This window comes from Psychrobacter nivimaris (assembly GCF_043419765.1).
Lineage (GTDB): Bacteria > Pseudomonadota > Gammaproteobacteria > Pseudomonadales > Moraxellaceae > Psychrobacter.
In genome coordinates this window covers 873,938-895,936 of sequence record NZ_JBHOFX010000001.1, presented here as the reverse complement: position 1 = coordinate 895,936, position 21,999 = coordinate 873,938, and the positions used below count along the sequence as shown (strand labels likewise).

General features: G+C 44.0%; 13 protein-coding genes. 3 read left to right on the top strand and 10 right to left on the bottom strand.

The annotated features are described in order from the left end of the window. Positions 1–79: 79 nt before the first annotated feature. Positions 80–8,386 carry a beta strand repeat-containing protein gene (locus ACHEVO_RS03395; RefSeq protein WP_394123896.1) on the top strand — a complete coding sequence of 2,769 codons (8,307 nt, stop codon included), beginning with the start codon at positions 80–82 and terminating at the stop codon, positions 8,384–8,386. 147 nt (positions 8,387–8,533) lie between these two features. Here the strand turns inward: ACHEVO_RS03395 and ACHEVO_RS03390 are convergent, their stop codons facing one another. The 10 genes from ACHEVO_RS03390 to ACHEVO_RS03345 all read right to left on the bottom strand — a co-directional run bounded on the left by ACHEVO_RS03390 (position 8,534) and on the right by ACHEVO_RS03345 (position 19,583). Beyond that, positions 8,534–9,223, bottom strand: coding sequence for a c-type cytochrome (locus tag ACHEVO_RS03390; protein ID WP_394123895.1), 690 nt, complete (start codon positions 9,221–9,223; stop codon positions 8,534–8,536). Between the two features lie 87 nt (positions 9,224–9,310). Continuing rightward, positions 9,311–10,912, bottom strand: coding sequence for a flavin monoamine oxidase family protein (locus ACHEVO_RS03385; protein WP_394123894.1), 1,602 nt, complete (start codon positions 10,910–10,912; stop codon positions 9,311–9,313). Between the two features lie 56 nt (positions 10,913–10,968). Next, a complete protein-coding gene (locus ACHEVO_RS03380) occupies positions 10,969–12,342 on the bottom strand; it encodes a c-type cytochrome (RefSeq protein ID WP_394123921.1) in 1,374 nt (457 codons plus the stop codon). A gap of 121 nt (positions 12,343–12,463) precedes the next feature. Further along, positions 12,464–13,078, bottom strand: a complete 615-nt coding sequence (locus ACHEVO_RS03375) for a YceI family protein (protein WP_394123893.1) — start codon at positions 13,076–13,078, stop codon at positions 12,464–12,466. Between the two features lie 217 nt (positions 13,079–13,295). Beyond that, positions 13,296–14,105, bottom strand: coding sequence for a PAP2 family lipid A phosphatase (locus ACHEVO_RS03370; RefSeq protein WP_394123892.1), 810 nt, complete (start codon positions 14,103–14,105; stop codon positions 13,296–13,298). A 114-nt stretch (positions 14,106–14,219) separates the two neighbouring features. Beyond that, complete coding sequence (locus tag ACHEVO_RS03365) at positions 14,220–14,693, bottom strand: diacylglycerol kinase (protein WP_394123891.1); 474 nt, start codon at positions 14,691–14,693, stop codon at positions 14,220–14,222. 148 nt (positions 14,694–14,841) lie between these two features. Further along, entirely contained in the window at positions 14,842–16,182 is a 1,341-nt protein-coding gene (locus ACHEVO_RS03360) for a sensor histidine kinase (protein WP_394123890.1), read from the bottom strand. A 112-nt stretch (positions 16,183–16,294) separates the two neighbouring features. Next, entirely contained in the window at positions 16,295–16,990 is a 696-nt protein-coding gene (locus ACHEVO_RS03355) for a response regulator transcription factor (RefSeq protein ID WP_319051637.1), read from the bottom strand. Positions 16,991–17,039: 49 nt separating this feature from the next. Then, a complete protein-coding gene (locus ACHEVO_RS03350) occupies positions 17,040–18,752 on the bottom strand; it encodes a phosphoethanolamine transferase (RefSeq protein ID WP_394123889.1) in 1,713 nt (570 codons plus the stop codon). A 141-nt stretch (positions 18,753–18,893) separates the two neighbouring features. Next, positions 18,894–19,583 (bottom strand): Crp/Fnr family transcriptional regulator, encoded by a 690-nt coding sequence (locus ACHEVO_RS03345; protein WP_394123888.1) that lies wholly within the window; start codon positions 19,581–19,583, stop codon positions 18,894–18,896. 85 nt (positions 19,584–19,668) lie between these two features. Here ACHEVO_RS03345 and ACHEVO_RS03340 point away from each other — a divergent pair, with 85 nt between their 5' ends. Beyond that, on the top strand, positions 19,669–20,460 hold the full coding sequence (locus ACHEVO_RS03340) for a class II aldolase/adducin family protein (RefSeq protein ID WP_298809503.1): 792 nt from the start codon (positions 19,669–19,671) through the stop codon (positions 20,458–20,460). 7 nt (positions 20,461–20,467) lie between these two features. Further along, the gene (locus tag ACHEVO_RS03335; protein WP_394123887.1) at positions 20,468–21,340 is read left to right on the top strand and encodes an alpha/beta fold hydrolase; all 873 of its coding nucleotides are present in this window, start codon (positions 20,468–20,470) and stop codon (positions 21,338–21,340) included. Positions 21,341–21,999 lie beyond the last annotated feature (659 nt).

The window sequence follows — 21,999 nt, the reverse complement described above, 5'->3', positions numbered from 1 at the left end:
CTTAGGTGGCAACAACACCGTCGAAGCCGCGGACATTGCTAGCATCAGCTATACCAATGCCACAGGGGTGGTGGTCACGTTGGATAACCTGACTGACATCCAAGCCTTCCTGACAAATGGTGCCACGGTCAACATACCTGCAGGCAGCACGAGTGCACCTGCGATTACGGTCACTGTGATTGATGATGTTGTATATGAGCGCTCAGAAGACTTGGTTCTTAATATTGCCATACCGACAAGCAGCCCAACGGCCGCCACGATTGGCACAGGCAGTACCACCGGCGTCATCCTAGATGAAGACCAACGCGTCAACACCAACAACCCCAATAACCCAGATGATGTTACTGATGAAGTCGATGGCGATAAGCCAGTGGTTGGTATTACTGCCACTGATGGTCAAGCAATTGAAGGGGTAGACAATACCTTAGTATTTACTGTGGCTCAAAACAACCTCAGTAATTTTGATACCACCGTCAAGGTTAGTTTAGGCAGTAGTACACTAGTCGCTGCTGACATTGCCAGCATCAGCTATACCGATGCCACTGGTGCAGTGATCACGCTGAACAATACTGCCGATATTCAAAACTTTCTCACGAATGGCGATAGTGTCAAGATACCAGCAGGTAGCACGAGCGCCCCTGCTATTACAGTCACTGTGATTAATGACAATATTTATGAGCAATCAGAAAACATCGTACTTACGATCAGCAATGCGTCCAATGCCACTTTTGGCAGTAATGCCAGTGCCACAGGCACCGTGTTTGATGAAGATAACGGGAACCCCAATGACGGCAGCACCACTGATGGTGATAAGCCAGTGGTCAGCATCACAGGTACAGAAAACCTAAGTGAAACAGCCGCCAATGGGTCGGCCAATACGGCTACTTATACGGTCAGTTTAAGTAATCCAAGCGCCCTTGATACTAGTGTGGTCGTCAGTATTGCTGCAGGCTCTGCAACCGGTAATGGCACAGATTACATCGCTCCTGTTACCCAAGAGGTCACTATTCCAGCTGGCCAAACATCAGTCAACATTACAGTGCCATTAATTGATGACACAAATTTTGAAGGCCCTGAGAACTTTACTGTCAGCATTTCGAGTATTGCACCAGTATCGACAGGTAACGTAACTATTGATCCTGTAAACAATACTGTAAACACTACGATCTATGATGATGGTACGACTGATGGTACGACTCCAGGCGGGGTGAACGACAACATCGTGCCAGTAGCAGTAGCAGACACATTAAGCTTAATCGAAAATGTGAGCGTTGATTCAAATTCTGGTAACGTATTAACCAATGATAATTTGGGCAACACACCGACTCAAAGCTTCACTTGGGGTACAGAGTTTGCAAGCTACGGTAGTATCACTAAAAACCCAGACGGTACTTACAACTACGCGCTCAGCAACGGCAATACGGACGTACAAGCACTGGCAATAGGTGAGACGTTGACGGAGACGTTTACCTATAGCTTTAGAGACCAAGATGGTGAGTTAGCAAACTCAACGCTGACCATCACCATTACCGGTACCAATGACCAACCAAAAATCACCAATGGTGCCAGTACAAACGGTGTCATAGACAGTAGACAAATAACAGAGCAAACAGATACCTCTGTTATTACGCAAACAGGTACCATCAACTTTACTGATGTGGACACTAGCAATGAGCTAACTCTCAGTTATCTAACGAACCAAAACCTTTTTACCTTTGGTTCGAATACTGCATTGACGTCATTAACAGCAGACCAACAAGTGGCACTAGAAAATATATTTAGCGTAAATCAACCATCAACGTCTACTAATGAGGCGAGTTGGAATATTAATGCTTCCTCTACTGCGCTTGACTTTATCCCGCCTGGCGAGACGGTAACGATTCGCTATGCTGTACAGGTCAATGATAATGAAGGGATCACGACTGCCGCTAATGGCAATCAACTCAGTGCCAGTGCAATTCGTTATATCCAAGTTACGATCACAGGTACAAACGACGGCATTGCTCTAGTTAATGATAGTGAGACAATGCTCGAAGACGGCACCCTAACTGGCAATATCTTTACCAATGATAATGATGATCCTGATATTGGAGAGATGCTGACGATAGAGAGTTATGAGGTTAATGGCACGGTAGTACCTGTAACGGCAGGTACAAATACCGCAATGCCTGTGACTATAGATGGAAATATAGTGGGGCAGATAACTATGAATAGTGACGGCAGCTACGTCTTTACGCCAACTGCCAATTATAGTGGTACTGTCCCTACCATTACAGCTAATGTGTCGAACGGCTTGCCAATTGGTAATGCTAACCGATCATCAGGTTCTGAAACGCTTGATATTACCGTGACGCCAGTCTCAGATGCGCCCACTTTATCAGCCGTATCAGTGACAACGAACGAAGACACCGCTGTGGTACTAGGGCTAAAAGCACCTATCATTAACGATGCCACTGATCTCACAACAAATACAGATGACAGCCCTGAACGTATCGGCTTGATTACCCTAACTGGCATACCTAGAGGTGTGACCTTAGACTATGGTAGTAGCAGTATTACGACAACCACTGCCAATCAGACGATCACGGTTTTATTGAGTGATGCGAATGTCATTAGTAGCCCTGGTACACCAACCATTACCATGACTACTGCTGAGTTTGAAGCGATGACGCTAACGCCACCTAGAGACAGTGCTATTAATATCTCGTTTGGCATGTCAGTGACAGAATATGAGGTCGATAGCACAGGTACGATAGTTTCAGGGGTAGCAGGCGCTGCATCTAACACAACGATAAAGGTGGACGTGCAAGCAGTGACCGATAGCACCAGCAAAAATGGTACTGGTGATGATGCCAGTAGCTTTGGTTATACTATAGTGGCAGGTGATACAGGGGTTGTGGCTAGTAACACTTATACGGTCAGCGCTCAAGAGGGCGACTCTGTTGATTTACCGATTACCACTGCATTTGGTGATTTGGTAGGCGGCGGCAATAACCGCGAGACTTACGGGTTTGTTATTAGTGGCTTACAGCCAGATGCGGTCATATCGTTTACTCCTGCGGGCAGTAACACCGTCACTGAGTACACTGCTAACAGTAGCGGTGAAGTATTGATCGGTGTAAATGCCACTTCACCTACATCGACTACACTGGCTGTGAGTAGCGGCTCAGAACCTAAGATCAGTATTAAGTCAGCAATCTATAATTCACTCGATATGAAGAATATCGAGGTATCTCTATACACCCAAGACCATGATACTGACTCGACCCCAAGAAACAAAACGGTTGAACTGATCAGTACGGTGACAGTAGATATGACTGTGACGCCTGTCGCGGGACAAGTGACTGCGAACGATGTTGCAACTATTGAAGACACGGCTATCACGCTAGATGAATTCAACTTCCAAGTGCTGGATAATCAGTCGAGTGGTAGCCTTACTCAAGAAGTCATCACTGCGATTCGGTTTACCTTGCCAGTAGGTTGGACTTATAGCGACGGTACCACTACGAAAGTAGGTGATGGCACTCCTACGTCTATTATTACTATTACAGACACTTCCAACTTAAGTGGTTTATCGCTCACGCCACTTGCGCAATCTTCAACAGATACTGACATTGTTTTTGAAGTAACTAGTGTAGATTTGGATGATGACGGAGGTTTAGGTGCCGTTTCGATTAGTACAACAACAGAATTGACCCAGACGGTCACGATTACACCAGTCGCTGAAAAGGTTGGTGACGGTGTTATTTCAGATACTGATGGTGATGGCACAGCCGATCTAACCATCAATCCAGACCATGCATACACAAATGTTGCACAAGAAGAAATTGCCTTTAGTCTTGGTGTTGATGGTGCATTTAGATTACTCACTGGTTGGGCCAACCAAGATGATACGGTCGACTTTGGACAAGCAAGTCATACGAATAATCCTCAGGATTCTGAGCAGACTTATGCTCACCTAACGTTTGGTTATAAAAATGCTAGCGGCTTTGAGGCAGTTGAAGGCGCGGTCTTCACTTATAGTGACGGTACTAGCACTATTACTTTAACTGATAGTGGTACTGGTGTTGATATTCCAGCTGCCTATCTTAATAGTGTGACTGTTATCTCGCCAGAAGATTATAGTGACTTCAACCTTGCTAGTGGTACCGAGACCGCGGTCAAAGTAGAAGCCAAAACTATAGATTATGATGAAGATACAGGCATGGATGTCGAGGCCATCAGTGGTGAAAGCTATTTGACATTTAAAGTAGCAGGTGTGGCTGATAGTGTCTCACTAGGCGTTGACCCAGCTTACGGTAATGAAGATCAAGCACTCGCGGGTGGCAATATGCGTGACGGGTCATCGACTGCTGTAGTTAATCCGACGAATGGTATTGCGCTGCAAATTCGCCCAAGCTCGCGTGATGATGATGGCTCTGAGATTTATAACGTAACCATCACAGATATTCCAGTAGGCGCGCAGCTATATGTTGTTAATGCATCAGGTGTTTCAACGTTGGTACCTACTAACACAGTTACTGACACCGCTACTGGTAAAGTCACCGAGACAGCCATTATTAATAACTATACCAATGACGTGACTAGCCTTTATTTTGTTCCTGCTGAAAACTACAGTGGTACAGTCAATCTGAAAGTGTCTGCAGTGAGTGAAGAAAGTGATGGTGATATCAGTGCATCTAGCGCCATACTCAATTTACCTGTTGCCGTTATTGGCAAGGCAGATCTTATATTGAATGATACGTTAGCCACTGAAACCGCTACAGTAACAGCTACTGATGGTCAAGAAACCACTAAGGATTACACCTACGTAGGTGCTGAAGATGCTGGTAATATCGCGTTATCAGAGTTCTTCTCTGATTCGGCCAATATTGCTGCTTACGACAGCAATGTACCCACTGCCGAACAAGTCACTTATAAAGTGACCGGGTTGCCAACAGGGTTTGATATTACAGGTGCCGTATTTTTAGGTGGTAGCGGCCTCACACGCAGTTGGTCTGTATCTTTAGATGCACTAAAAAATGGTACAGCGGAACTGGTAACGCCTAGCAACTTCGCTGGTGAAGTCGATTTTACTATCACTGGTACAACCACTGAAACCGTCTCTGGTAATAGTGCCACGCATAATACTCAAAATGTGTCGGTGCTAATAACACCAGATGCGACTGACAGTGTAGTGGCTAACCCACAAGTGCTAGCGACAGAGGATGTTTGGACGACTGTCAATTTCCTTTCTGTTTACACTAGTACAGACACGACAGCACTGGTAAATATTGCGACTGGTTATGAGGCATTAGAAACCATAATTCTAAAAGCTGATGACTTAATCAGCAGGGAAGTAGCATTGCGTGTTGATAATATTGAAGTTACGCTAGTGGCAGGTGAGACATATATCTATACACCAGATCAGCGCATTGAGATTATGTACGATGATGACAAGCGTCATAGTGATGATGATGTCAGCATACCTTTTGATTACACATATACCGACACGGCTACATTAACAGATGGTTCAACCATCACCACAACATCACCAGTCATTACTGGCAAATCAGTAGATGTTACTTTCCAAGCTGTCACTGACCAACCGACTCTAACATTGACGGCTATAACATTGCCAGGGGACACGGCTCCTAATAGCACTATCGACAATAGTGGCTCAAATGATACAGCCTCGGTCACAGTTTCATTAACCTCACCCGATCAAGATGGCTCAGAAAGCTTTACCCGTCTAGAAATCAGCAACGTGCCGGCCGGTATTCGAGTAGAAGGCGGTATATTGGCTGGTAATACTTGGTATGTCGATGTACCAGATACGGCGATAACAGGTGCGGCACCAGCACCAGAGTATGAGTTGGTATTCATCAGAGATACCAACATAGTCAACATACGTCCAGATATCTATGACATTACGGTGGTTGGTTTTAACCAAGATATTAACGGGCAGGGTATTGACGGTAATGAAGCACGTGATAGCCAAATCTTTAAACTTACGCTAGCAAGAAACGGTACTGGTGGTATAGACCCTGTAGATCCAGACTTGATCAATACGCTGACAGTCACCTCGGTACCTCAGCCAGAAGATGCCGCTATTGTATTGTCTACTTTAATCAATGCGACGCTAAACTCTGAAGCTGAAAGTACAGTGAGTGCTTATAGTTTCACATTGACCGACTTACCAGACGACACGGTATTGACCAGTAGCAATCCAGACGTGCAGGTGCAGAAGATTGCAGGCCAATGGATTATCAGTGTAGAGGCGAGCGCTAACTTAACGCCTAATGAAGCACTAGCAGCAATAACACTGACGCCGCCTACTGATTTTAGCACCAATGAAGTCGGTCAAGAGCTTGTCTTCGATGTTGGGTTTACAGCCTTGAATGATGAAGGCTTAGACGATAATCTCAAAATTGATGATGTTAAAGTTGAAATCAAACCTGTCACCGATGCTTTTGATAACGATGGTCAGACTTCAATCGTGTCAACCGATGAAGACGCGCCGATCGCGATTAATATCAATTTAACCAATACTGCGGATGGCGATTATGTGTCGCTAGTTGATGGTAAGTTGTATATTAAGATCGATGAAACAGGATTAACGACAGGATTAGGCACTGCTGGCGTATTAACATATAACGGTATAACGTTGACACCAGATAATAACGGTGAGTATATAGTTGATCTAAACAATGGTGCAGGAGACTTAGTTAATCCTCCTGATAGCGTTATCGTTCAATATACCCCTGCTGAGAATGCTGATGGTAGTGCTACCATTACTGTAAATGCTGATCACAAAGAAGTGACCAATGTTTCTGGAACGGGCGATGGTAATATCATCACGTATCAGCACAGCTATGATGTTAGCGTTGCTGCGCAGCCAGATGCGCTTAGTATCGCTGGGGTCGGTAATAATGATGGAGATAATGACCCTTTAACAGTGACTGCTACAGGTAATGAAGATACCCTAATAGCCATACCTTATGAGATTAGTTTAAGTGATATTCAAGGTGACAGCGATGGCAGTGGAGGTGTTGTGGAGGATAGCGCCGCTGCTATCAGCCTAGATAACGTACCTAATGGTTACTTGGTGTATTATGCCAATGCGTCAGGAAATCTAGTTTTAGCCAGTAATAATGGTGTGTCACCAACTAACGCTGATAATAATTCATGGTCAATCGATGCGAGTAAACTGCAAGCTGGCACGGATAATATCTTTATTTCGGCGCCAGAAAATGAAAGCGGTGTCGTTACGGGTATTGAAATGAGTGTGATTAGTGATAGTGGCCTAGTGAGTACTCCGCTTAGCGTTACGCTTGATGTGACGCCAGTTGCTGATGCTATCGAGTTCAGTCCTAGCTCTGTGATTGGCTCTCAAGGCAAGTGGACATCACTTAACTTAAACGCGGCTATGGTCGATATTGATGGTAGTGAAACGGTCAATGTGATACTGACGGGCACTAACCTATATGGTGATGTGCTCGATGTAAAAACTAAAAGTGGCACTGCTATAAACAATGTTACGTTTGATGCGGCTACTGGCACTTATACTATTATAGGCGTCACACCATCGCAACTGAACGATTTGCTTGTCAAATCAGCCGCACCGTATACGGGTACGTTGCAGATTAGCTTGCAAACGGTTGAATCGGCAAACGGTAATAATCTGACCATAGCTGCAAAAGACCTTCCTGTTAATGTTGCCCCAACGTTGATTTTCAACGGCACGACTGAAGATGATGTCTTGATTTTAGTCAATCAAACAGCCCCTGTTAAGTACTCTGGTGGTGATGGGAATGATACCTTTATCGGTGGCAGCGGCAAAGATACCCTCAATGGCGATGCGGGAGATGATGTTTTAACTGGCAATGCCGGTAACGATACCATTAACGGTGGTACGGGCGATGACATCCTTAGCGGTGGAGCCGATGACGACACGATAGATGGTGGTGCTGGTGCCGATACGTTAAATGGTGGAACGGGTAATGACACGATAATATTTGATGCTGCTGACTTAGTTATCAATGGTGGTGACGGTATTGATACGTTACTCATTAATGAAGAAAATACCACAATTAACTTTGGAACTTTCGATTCATCTAAGTTTGAAAGTATTGAGGTTATCGATATGACGGGTAATGGTGCTCAGTCACTTACCAATCTGTCGACCAGTGATGTGCTTGATATCATCAATGATACGGTCATGACCGATAAGGACCTAATTATCAATGGTGACGGTGATGATAGCGTGAGTCTTACTGCGACAGGTTGGACAAATAGCGGTACTACCACTCAAGACGGTATCAATTATAATGTTTATAGCTTCTCTGATACCAATGGTAACCATGATCTGTTGATTCAGACTGATGTGAATACTACTATTCTATAGGTTTATTCACCTAGTACAAGATGTGACTTTTATCTTCTACAAAACGCCATTGGATCAAATCCAGTGGCGTTTTGTAGAGTGTTCTCTACGAAATAGCATACTTTAATAACTGGCTAGCTCTCCTTACTCAGTTGCTTATTCCATTACTCACTCACTAGGATCTGATCCTGGTGGGAAGTCATGGCGTAGCTGTGCGACATTGGCAGGAGTCACTGTATCTGTGAAGTTATTTAGATCGCTATGCACGTATTGTGTGACAGCTGCTATTTGCTCATCGCTCATCATGCGGTGGAATGATGGCATGCCGCGTAGACCATTGATAACGACACTAATAATATAATACTTCGATTGCATCTTGCTATTATTTGCCAGTGGTGGATAGTAGCCTGCGCCTTGTGCACCTTCACCTTTTTGCATATGACAACCTGCACAGGAGTCATCGTAGAGCTTTTTACCGTTGATAGTAAAAAACCCCGTTTTGCCTTGTGTACTGCCTTCAAACTTTGCGAGCCATTTTTGCAGGTTGGCATCTTCGCTCATTTTTGGTATTGAGTTAATATCGACAATATTGCTAGCGGGTTCAGTTAATTCTGCTTTGGACATATATACGCCGCCCCATGCGCCTTGATTGCGACTGGCCTGATTTTCAAAATTGTTGTCGAATACCATTGTTACTGTCTGCGGGTTGGCGATAGTAGCTGCGTTTTTGGTTCTATTCTGACTACAGCCTGACAACGTTATTAACGCTATCGACCCACCAACCATGAGCATCATCATTGCTTTGCCTGAGCTGAGTGGGCTAAATGGTTTGATTGAGTTTGATGTCACCACGTTCATGATTGTTCCTAATGTGCTTAGTCTCATTGTTATCATCCTTGCTTCAACGGCAGAGTTGTTATTCAAAGCTCATTACTCAAAAGCTGGCTATCCAAGTTTCTTGGTCTTTTGATGTAAGCGTTTGGCAGCATCCATACCGGATAATATCGCGCCCTCTTGCCACGCAGGAATGTGCGAACAGTGCTCACCTGCCAGTACGATACGATGATCTATCTCGCATAATGTTTCATAGTACTGCTCACGACTTGATTCGCTCCAAATACCGTAGCAGCCAAGCGACCAAGGGATACGGTGCCATGCGACGGACGTGCCCGAACGGAACTCTTTGGTATATTGCGGATGAATCTGTTTGCCATAGGCGAGTGCGGCATTGATACGTTCTTTGGGTGTCAATGAGTTAAATTTGTACGAGGCTTCCCCAAATCCATATGCACCCAGTAGGACACCAGAGCCTGTGGTAAACATATCTTGTGACGGGTAGGAGATTTGTGAGATGGGCATGTCGGTATAGGTGATGCCGCCATATATCCATTCATCTTCTTCCCAAAACCGTCGTTTGAACTCCAAGCCCACTTTGTAAGAGCTATCATAAGGAACGGCTGCCATTGCTTGCTTCATTGGCGCGGAGACATTGATATCAATCTGCGTCAGTATGGATAAAGGAATCGTACAAATGCACCAATCTGCGCGCACTGTTTTGGCTGCACCGTCAGGGCTATTGCTATCGACATAGTCAACGGTGACCCCAGTTTCGTCTTGATTGATTTTGGTGACTTTGGCATTGAACGTAATCATCTCGCGACACTCGCGCGTGAATGCATCACCGATTTTTCCCATACCGCCGACAGGTTGAAACATAGTAGGTTGATGCACATGCACGGTATAGTTGCTATAAATGTCCGACCACATGCCTGAGTCTAGTAGCTTATCCATCGGTATTGGCGTTGATGGCTTGGCATCCGGCATCAATCCACCACCCGGATACACACTATAGCCGCGATGCTTACCCGTCTCATGGCTTTTGACATAGCGATAATTGTTATCCAGAACACCCCAGCCCTTGAGATCTTCGAGTAATTTTTCTTTGTCCTCTTTATTGACCGTACTATCGAGACTGCCTTTATTGACGGCTTTGGACAATAACTCTGACACATAACCGCGAATATCGCTTTGTACTTCGCCCAAGCGCTGCGGCGCCCCATCGAAGTGATTGGTACGATGCAGATAAGCGCGATCATTGGTCTGTATAAAGGGCTGCAATGCCACATCGAACTTTTTGCAATAATGAAAGACCGCGTAATGATGTATTGGCAATCGCCAAGGCCCACCATTGAAGTAATTGCCTTTTTCGAAGTCGCAAGTGACCTCAGCATCGCCAAGCTCAGTATATTTGTCACCACTATTAAGTGTCCAACTACGTCCGCCGCCACGATTTTGGTACTCTAGCACGGTGACTTTATAACCCGCTTTACGTAGCTCGTAAGCAGCAGTCAGGCCACCCAACCCTGCGCCTAAAATCACGATGCTGGCGCCAGCCGGTGCGCCCTTAAGATTTATTTCTTCTTTAAAGCTCGACTCAGATGCAAACCCCAACGTGGTCATCGCTTGATACATAGCGGTCGCGCCTGCCGTTTTGCCTATCATGGAGAGCAATTGTCGCCGAGTAGGGGATTGGAGCAGGTCATTCATATGAGTATCCTTATCGTGCTGAGTTTTTGCGGTATTATAAATTACCAGTTTTAGGGTTAACTTTTTTCTTTTATCACGCGCGTGACGTCAGCGGCGCTAACATCGCTATTTGGTAAACCACCAAATTTGACTCGTACGTAGTTAGTAATATCAGCAATCTGCGCAGGACTTAAGTCTTCTGAAAAACCAGGCATTCTGGGCGCCGTGTTAAATGCACCTTTTGCCCCAAATGCAATGACACCAATGAGTGCATCAGGTTTTACGCGGCGAATACTACTCAAACCAACGATGGAGGCATAGCGTGCATCGGGCTGAGCGTAACCATCGACGCCATGACAGCTGGCGCAATTTGCTAAATATAAGTCTTTTGGCGAGTTGCTGTTCAGACCGCTGTTGTTAGCACTGTTGACAGTATTCGTTTTAGTCTGTGCCAGATAGTCTTTCTGCTCTAGCAAGTCATAAGTAGTAGAATCGCTGACTGGTTGCGGTAGACGAGACACATTGACTGGTCTCAGATAATCATCAGTCTTAATGGCTGGGACGACTTTTAAGTAGTCAGCCATCGCTATCAGGTCTTCATTAGTGAGATAACGCGTACTATGCACCACGGCTTCCGCCATCGGGCCGCCCGCATAAGCACGCTTATCAAGAGTTCCTGTACGTAGGTAAGTTACGATATCCATTTCGCTCCAAAGTCCGATACCCGTATCGTTGTCAGGGGTGATATTTGGTGCAAACCATTTACCAAGTGGTGCGCCAGATAAATAACGATCTTTATCAAGGCCTTGAGTTAAGTTGCGCGGCGTATGACAGGTACCGCAGTGCTCTAAGTTATTGACCAAATATTCACCGCGCTGCTGAGTTGTCGTCAGCCCTGAGCGGTTTTCGGTAGAGGGCACGTTAATCACATTCCATGCCAGCATCAAGCTACGGATATTTAATGGAAAAGGCAAATGAGTGGTCTTTTCAGGTGGTTTATCTACGATAGGAACGGTCTGAAAGTACGCGAACAAGGCGCTGATATCCTCATCTGTCATGCCATGATAAGACGGGTAAGGCATCGCAGGATAAAGCTGATGATTGGGTGCACGACCTTTTCGCAAAGCCTTTTTAAAACTGGCTTCGGTATAGTTGCCGATGCCATAGCGTGTTGATGGTGTAATATTGGTCGAGTAAATATTGCCAATGGGCGTCTCAATCGGTATACCGCCACTATAGTCCTCACGATGGCAAGCCATACAGTCAGAGGTACGCGCCACGTAAGCGCCGCGATTGGCAAGTGCACTATTAGCAGGGCTGACATTTGGTAGGGTTATTCTACTGGGCAAAGTGTCTATTGGCAGGCTGACCGTGCCTGCCATCACGACGGTAGACACTAAGCTGAATCCCAATGTCAGTGTTATTATCGAAGAAAATGACAATGCTGGCATGACGGCAGAAAGTGGTTTCGCAATACTCTTATAATACCGATGAATCATGTCTAATTCCTTTTTAAACTTTTTGCAAATCACTACCAGTATCCATTCAGACAATGGCGAAACATTAAAAATACTACTGTCTGGCGGCTTCGACCTTGATACTTAAGTCAAGGTTTTTGGTCAGTCCGAACCAAGCGAATTTATTGATATTCCATTTTGTACGATTAATCGTAGCAGTGAACTCACCACCGCAAACATCTTTTCTGATGCTCGTGTTTAGATAACAATCGAACTTAGTCGCGGTTAAGCTAATTGGGTGGGTCTCGCCATGTAGGGTCAGTTGTCCATCTACCCGAGTGACCTGCGGGCTTTTTTTATCTTGATTAAAATGCCATTTTGTCGATTCGAAATATGCTGAAGGAAATCTCTGTATATCAAAAAATTCAGGCCCCGTTAGACTATTATTAAAAGAAGGGTTGCCCGTATTTAAGGAGTTTATCGGTATGATTAATGAGATATCGCCTGTTCTTCGGTTTGGATCGTATTGCAACTGACCTTTGATATTGTAAAAACCCCCAGTCGTGGCTGAACTCTTAAAGCGTTCAATAGCAAATCGGATATGAGTGCTGGCAGGATTAATAGCGTAATTGGCAGCTTGACTGCTATTTGCAGCGCCCACGAGCAATAATAAAATGGTCAAAAAAGAATAGATATGCGAAGGTTTTGGTCCAATAGACAACAAGCGCATAGCTACATTCCTTTGCAAGTTACTGAAATAGAGGAGCTTATTCACAAGCGCTATCCTTGCGTTTGCTTAACAATAAGCCAGTGATTGTTTATTATTTATACAGGGTTTTTCAAATACTTAGTAGTGCTATTTTAGTAAAGAGATAACGAACGACTCTGTCATGTCTGAACGTCAATTCCAAATATTGATGCATAGGTAATGAACCTAAGCGTTGACTTTAAGTGTTAGAGTGCTCAATGCTAGACAAGCTAAGACCAGTATGTCTTTTATCATCGTTGGTGCTGTGTGCTTTATTTTTAATCGATTGTTTGAAAAATAGGGCTGCGAGCGCACAGGCTATGGTTAATGACATTAGCATCGAGACCAAAGTATGGCTAAAGAAATGATCGCCAAACAGCATTTTATACAGTCCCATTGTCCAGCCCAAAATAGTTACTGATATGACTATCTGATAGCGGTATTTTCTTAATGTCGGTAGAAAAGCCAGTCCATATAAAGAAAATCCTGCGCTGGCGTGAGCTGCTGGGAAGCATCTGGCAGGCGTTGCTGCTACGATGTTTTGCCATAGGTTGAGGTAAGACAAATCCCCATTAAAAATAACCAAGTCATTTGGGCAACTAACATGGGTGACGCTTTTGAGCGTGGCAATGGTAGCAGGTACAATCGCCAATATAATCAGTAGGTAGCCAATCTCGCGCATAGGTAAAGGAAGCAGAAATTTATCAAGTTTATTACGATTATACTTATTACGGTTTAAGGCAGTAGCATTAAGCCTTGACTGTCTATACTTGATGATTAAAACCGCTATGAGGTAGACAGCCAATAGAATCAATAATGCTTTGGGCAAATCATAAAAGATAAATGCATAAGGCTGCGCGCCTTTTTCAAGTAGCCAGTGACCATTGTTATAAAAAAGCTCACTGATGCGTACATCTAATTGGCTATGCTCAAAAACCAAGGTGGCCATGATGGTCACGCACAGTAGTTTTAGCCAGTCCCAAGTCACTGCGTTGTTTTCTGAAGTCATGACTACACCTGATAACGTATATGCGATGTTGATAGATCCTAATACGTCCTTCGTTTTATTATTTAAGATAGTGCTAGCAGCGTGTTGCGCTGTTAAGCGAGTGCTCGCCATGCTTTAATAAAATAGAGCAGACAATGCCATTACCCATAAAACCATTAACAAACATAAAGACAAAAACTGTGCTGCAGAGCCGACATCTTTTGCGATTTTTGCGAGCGGGTGTTTGGCGGTTGAAGTATGGTCAACGCAGGCTTCGATACCTGTGTTGATTAGCTCAACAATCAAAGATAAAAAAGAAGCGACGACCAGCATCATTTTTATACCAAGCGCAAAAGGCATAACGATGACAGCAGCTAGCAGTATAAGATTGAGCCACAAAACTTGTCTAAAAGCCGCTTCCAATTTATATGCGGCTTTAAAGCCATCTATAGAGTAACTAGTGGCTTTTATAATGCGAAGGATTCCCGTTTTACCTTTGGCATGACCTGCAAAGCTATCAGCTGCGAGTGCACTATCATGCGTCGTCTGATTGATAGAAATATGCTCGGCTGATGGGTCTAAAAGGTTGGTATGAGTAATTTGCTTCATAGGGCACTCTTAATGGTCTATTAAAATTAAGATAGCCTGAGTATAAGAGGACAGAGATTAAGAAAGCGTTAAGAGATCAAAAACAAGTGAGATAAATGACGATAATCGCCACATATAAAGAAACGTGGTGGTTATTTATAATAAAGGGTTACTTATAATAAATACTAAAGGTGCTACCACCTGAGCGATTGGCTTGGTGAGTGAGCTGCCAGCCCATATGCGACATGATACGCTGGACGATACTGAGCCCTAGACCTGATCCTTCAACCTTATGTTTTGTCTCATGCTCTGACAACAGGATTGTTTGCTCGTCTTTATACTGAGACTCTAATCGCTCAAACCGTTCATAGAGTAAAGGCATCATCGCCTCAGGAATACCTAAGCCAGTATCAGTCACCGTTATTTTTTCGTCATCGATAGTAATGGCTACTTCACCATTATCGGTATATTGAAACGCATTTTTTATAAGATTGCCTAGTGCCATTTTTAGAAGTTCGGGGCGTACATAAGCGCTGTATTCCTGCTCGGCGATTATCTGACAAGTAACAGATTTATACCGCAGCAAGTATTTTAGGCGCTGCATTTCCGCTAAAGCGATACTGTTAATAGAGGTTTGCGGGGCGTCTAACTTTTCAGGCGCGCGCGATAGTAGAAGCAGGGCGGTGATAATCTCAGAAGTTTCTTTGGCAGTAGTGCTGATGCGGTTGGTAAATTCATTTAAGTGGCTGTCAGCGTCTAATTGCGAGGCCAATACCTCGGAAGCCCCCATGATGATAGTCAACGGTGTGCGTAACTCATGGCTGACATCACCAGTAAACAGTTGCTCGCGCTTGAGATATTGCTCTAACTTGTGGTTTTTTTCATCGATAGCCCTTGCCAAGACACCAACTTCAGATGGCAAGTGTGTCAAATCGCTTAAGTTATGATGGTCAGTCTCGACGGCTCGTTTCAAATCTAATAAAGGCTTGATGATTTGTTTAGAAGACAATTGGGAAAAGATAGCGGCGATAAGTAAGCTTAGAATCACGGCTACTTTTAGCGTATCTGCAAATATGTCTTCTAGGTGCTCAAATATCGCCAAGACTGGGTAATTTCCCATCACCATTTCGGTGTTTTCTAGGTAAGTCAAAATATAGGTTTGACCGTCTTGGGTGTAGGCGAAAAGATGTAGGTTGGAATGACCTGCTCCAGATTCTTTATTAACAGTGACAGAGGTCTCTTGCACCGTGTCATTGGCTATCGCTTGCAAACTAGCAGGTGCTTTGTCATAGTGATAAATCTTGATACCTGGTTCAGCGGCATAAATAGGCTGATCACCATGCTTTTCTTGGCTAAGCTCTAGCTGCTGCAACAGGCGAGCCTTGACCAAATCTTGCTCTATTCTATTCTCTGCGTACAAGAAAATACTGACAAAAGCTGCGCACAGTAATAACGCGAATATGAAGTAAGACAGTCTGAACTTATTGGCTATCGAGTCTATATTGAGCATGGTGTGGGACAACTTAATAGAAAGGGACGATATATAACAGAGCGATAAATACGATATGGTAAGTCGGTTAGTAGGTCACATGAGGTTTATTTAATTCATGCTGCAATCACGACTACGCGCTTGCTGATTTATTAGGGTCAACAATTTGGTAGCCCACGCCAGGTACTGTGACTATCATGGGTGTGTCAAATGGCTTATCAACCTGCGCCCGTACGCTATGCATATGGGTGCGCAGTGCATCACTACTGGGTACGTCTAGTCCCCATACTTTTTCTTCAATCTCAGTTTTACTGACGACTCTAGGCGCTGCACTCATTAGAATGTGCAATATTTTAAAGCCAGTGGGAGTAAGCTTCAGTGATTGTCCCTCACGCATAATAGTATGCTCACTATTGTTTAAGGACAACGCTCCGACGGCAATACTGTGGGCAAAATGATCGTCTTCATGGCGACGTATGAGCGCTTTGATACGACATTCCAACTCAACCAACGAAAACGGCTTGACCAAATAATCATCAGCGCCGCTATCAAAACCAGCGACTTTATCCAAGATTGTATCGCGAGCCGTGAGCATTAGCACGGGCGTTTTATCATGCAACTCTTCTCTGAGCTTTTTGCACAGCTGCGTGCCATCCATACCTGGTAGCATTACATCTAGCAGGATTACATCATAGCGATTGTTTGAGGCAAGTGTTAGCCCGCTATAGCCGTTATGCGCGTTGTCCAATTCAAACCCTTTTGGCTCAAAGAAAGCATAAATATTGGCCACGATATCGGGGTTGTCTTCAATAACGAGTATCTTGTACATGGTGTTAACCTAGAGAATAGTGGTGACCTAAAACAATATAGAAACGGATTTAGTTATTTACTTTAAAAAAGGTTGGCGCACCTTTAACTTCATCGGTCGTAATACCAAAAAAGTTAAGCAACGTCGGGGTAATAAAATCATGCGACACTGGCTGATTGATCATACTAGAAAGACTCTCAGTATCGATACTATTGCTATTGGGCGACCAAACTATCGTAGGCACGTGTTTTTGGGTATCTGGTGCGAACTTATAGGGCAAGCCGTGAAGATAGATATTATTTTCACCCAAACTCTCCCCATGATCACTAATATATACCATTACCACATCATAATCTTGCTCATAAGGCTTTAGCTTATCAATCACATTGTTCAAAAAGTAATCGGTATAGCGAATCGCATTATCATAGCCATTTATCACAGACTGAGCATCACATTTAGACAGCTCATTGGTCATACAGACAGGGTTATAAGTTTCAAATGCTTTGGGATAGCGCTGATAATAGGCGGGGCCATGATTGCCCATTTGATGCAGCAGAATAAGCGTGTCTTTCGGCATCTCTTTCTGTGAGCTGCCTGACTTTACAAGTGCATCAAACCCATCAAGCATACCGATATCTCGGCATTCGACATCACAGTTGGGGTTTGTGTCAGCTATTTTGTAGTCTTCAAAAGTAACGCGATCAGCCACGCCTTTTGAGCTAGAGTTATTGTCGCGCCAAATGACATTGACCCCTTGCTTGCTGAGCGTATCTAGTACGTTTTCATTATACTTAGCGGTATCGATATCGTAGTCTGTTCGATTTGCATAGCTGAACATGCAAGGTACGGAGTAGGCCGTAGAGGTTCCGCAGGAGACGGCATCTTTAAAGCTATAAAGGTCTGACTGCTTTGAGAGCAGCGGTGTGGTGTTGCGTGTATAACCGTTCAAGCCGAAGTGATCTGCGCGAGCCGTTTCCCCAACCACAAACACCATTAGTTTTGGTTTGCCGCTGCCACTCACACTATTAGCAGGTGCCACGCGTTTCGCATCTGTCGCATGCAGCGTCAAAGTATCAGGACGGCGTAGCTCATCGACATAGTTTTCACCAAGTTTGATCGTAGAGTAAATAGGCGTGATTGGGTTGGCATAAGAACGGACTTGTTTATGCTGACGGAAGAAACTGGCGTATTGATCACCAAATGGCAAAATACAAACGACGATTAGCGCTATCGACAGTATCAAGGTGACTGTTTTTTGTAGAATACTGCGTTGCCAAGTAAAGCGTTTTAAACGAATTTTGCTAATGATAAATGCTGGCAACACGCCCAGTAGCAGCACACGAATGACCATGCTGGGGGCAAACAATCCCATCGCCTCTGCTTGATCGGTCTCCAGACTGTTAATCAACATGTTGGTATCAAATATCGTTCCATAGGCGCTAGTAAAATAACCACAGATGGCAGCGATAATCAGCAACGTAGCTAGTACGGGTTTGGCAATTGGGCGATAGCAAAGCAGCTGTAATACCAGCCACATCAGTCCGAATAACAAGCCTGTAATAGACAGGATAAATCCGACGTTTTTGCTAAATGGATAGACATTTAGCACCTGCTCAAAGAACGCAATATTTGCAGTCGCTACCAAATATAAAGCCACAATGAAAATAAGATAACTGAGATTTATCTCACGATTATAGAGCTTACTAAGGTAGCTAGTCTTTGTATTGGCGTTGGGTGCTTTGATTTTTAGCACATTGATCTTGATGGCTTGAGGTATGGACATACAGATACTTCTCAACAGATGGTAGGAAACGTCATTCCTTACCATAGCAAGTGGTCTGTTAAGAAGATGTTAAGGCGGTTGATGCTAACTCTAATAAGTTAGATGATGAGGTGTTTTCTGAGATGATTTTATATATTCGAATTAGGCAGGGTTCATCATTGCCATTAACTGGGGCTTGTCCTTTATGGTGATAAAACCATAGTGCATATCGATAAGATGCTGCTTTTGCCACGATTGAATAATTTTATTGATGGTTTGTCTGGTGGTGCCAAGCATAAAGCCCAGATCTTCTTGCGATAAGCGCAGATCTATTTTGATATCGTCTCCTATTTGCTTACCATAAGTGTCGATCAGTCCAATCAGCATGCTAGCCAGTCGCGCTGAAGTGTTGAGTGAGGTAGCATCATCAATCCAGTCAAATGCTCGTCGGATTCGCTCGCAGGTTATAAGCGCGAGGTGCTTGTATAAAATCGGATGCAACTGCGCTGTTTGAATCACTAGATTTCTAGGGATAGAGATTAGCGTCACTTTGTTAATCGTCCACGCATCATGGGTGCGAGGATTGTTATCTATGATAGATATTTCACCAAACCACTCGCCACTAGATAGATGCGCCAGTGTCATGGCATGTCCACTAGCGCTCACATTACAGACTCTGATCGTACCCGACACGACAAAGTGTAAAGCGGCATCATCGTTGTCACCGATGGCATGAATCATTTGACCTTTTTGGTATACCTTTAGCACCGCATCGCCTGCCAGTAGCGGCTGCACAATGGCTGGTAGTTGACTAAACCATGGATCGTTATTTAAATAATGATTAATATTCATAAGTGTAATATTTTTGACAGATTTGGTTTTATGAAATGGTGTAAAGTAATCATTCGGGATATCTAAAACAGTAAAGGAATACACCATGCAAACAGCTATGCAAACCGCGACATCAATGGATTCAACATCGAGTGTACACCATAATATGAGCGAACAAGAGTGGCAGATGCGAGTAAATCTTGCAGCCTGTTATCGAATGATTGCCTCTTATGGCTGGGACGATTTGGTATTCACTCATATCTCTGCGCGCGTACCAGGTACCGAGGATGAGTTTTTAATCAATCCGTACGGGATGCTATTTGAAGAGATTACCGCATCCAGTCTGGTTAAGGTCAATAAAGCAGGCGAGAAAGTAGCACCATCAGAGTTTGACGTAAATCCAGCTGGATTTATCATTCATAGTGCTGTGCACGAGGCTCGTGATGATGCGCATTGCGTCATCCATCTACATACAAATGATGGCGTTGCCGTCTCAGCGCAAGAAAAAGGCCTGCTACCTATCTCGCAACAATCATTATTTCCGCTATCCAACTTGGCATACCACGACTACGAAGGTGTCGCATTAAACCCTGAAGAAAAGGTTCGTTTGGTTGCTGATTTAGGTGATGCTCACTTTATGATTTTGCGTAACCATGGTCTGCTCACTTGTGCCGATACGGTTGCCAATGCGTTCTTATACATGTATATCATGCAAAGAGCTTGCGAGATTCAGATCAAAGCGCAGAGCGGAGGAGGTGCCTTGACGCCGATACCAGCACAAATATTGGCAGGTATCCAAGCTGCATCAGAGCAAGTCACCCGTGGCGCGAATGGCGATATCGCCTGGCCTGCATTGTTGAGAAAATTGCGCCGCACTGATCCATCGTTTGAGGAGTAAGTCTTTAATGATAACTCTTGATGAGTGGCAACGGCAGGGGCAATATGAATCCATTAACGGGCATCAAATCTTTACTCGGTATGCAGGGGGTAAAAGTGCACCTGTATTGCTATTGATTCATGGTTATCCTAGTGCCAGTTGGGACTGGGAAGGCATGTGGGACGCGCTAACCGAGCACTATTATGTCATCACGCTTGATATGCTGGGGTTTGGGTTGTCAGATAAACCCAAAAACGCGCGCTATCTAATCAGTGAACAGGCTGATATTTATCAAGCGGTTTTAGAAAAACTGGACGTCAGTGATTATCATATATTGGCGCATGACTATGGTGATACAGTGGCTCAAGAGTTGCTAGCCAGACAAGTTGAGGGTAGCGCTGAGCGACACATTGCTAGCGTATGCTTTTTAAACGGTGGTCTGTTTCCTGAGACGCACAAACCTATCTTGGTACAGAAGCTACTGCTATCGCCATTGGGTCCTCTGGTATCAAAGCTAATTAATAAGCAGAAATTTGCGGGCAGTCTACAACGGATATTTGGCCCCGACACGCAGCCCACAGTAGAGGTGATAGATACGCTATGGCAGCTGTTAAATCACAATGATGGATTGGGTGTGATGCATAAGCTGATTAACTATATACCACAGCGTCAGCAATACCGCGAGCGATGGGTAGGTGCGATTATCGACAGTACTGTACCGGTGAAATTGATCGCAGGTGCCAAAGATCCTATCTCAGGTCAGCATATGATTGATCGTTATCGTCAACTGATACCCAATGCTGATATAACCAATATGCCTATGTTAGGACATTATCCGCAGATAGAGGATGCGGCAGCGATCACAGCGGCCTATCTACAATTTAGACGCAGTATTCTGTAAATACAGTTCAATTTAACAAACGCAGAGCATCAAATGGTGCTCTGCGTTTTTTATTCTCTTGTTATCTTTTAGCTTTCAAGAAAAATGTGTAAGTTTAAATGAGACTAACATCCGTGAGCGTAGTCACGTAGCTGTGGAAAAGGTTTTTGATAAGATGATCACTAATAAATGGCTAATTATGATTGAGTGGTCTATATTCGTGGTGCTACAAGATACTGATGATTTGATAAAAAAGATATTTTGAAAAGTTTGAGGTTTTGGAGCGTAGTATAAGAGATTATCTTTTAAGTGTATTATGAGAATATAAAGTACTCGAATAAAGCCTAACAGATATAACTATTCTTAAAAACTGTTATAAGTGGTTCTATTATATCAGTCTGTCTTAAGTAGTCTGTTAATAGACTTAAAGGGTGAAATAGCTAGTTCCGTTGGGGGATATACCTAGGGCAAACCAATCAAAGGAAAATAACTCGACAGTTTGCCCAGCTTTAGTAAGCTTTGGCTAAATATTCAAAGCAAAACTCAATAACACGCGTTTACCAGACTGAATTCGTGAAACACTGTGCTCATATTTATCGGGACGAAATAAATAAACTCTGTCGAACAGGTTTATAATGCAGTTTGAACACTCGAACACACCACCAACTTTAGGCTGAATT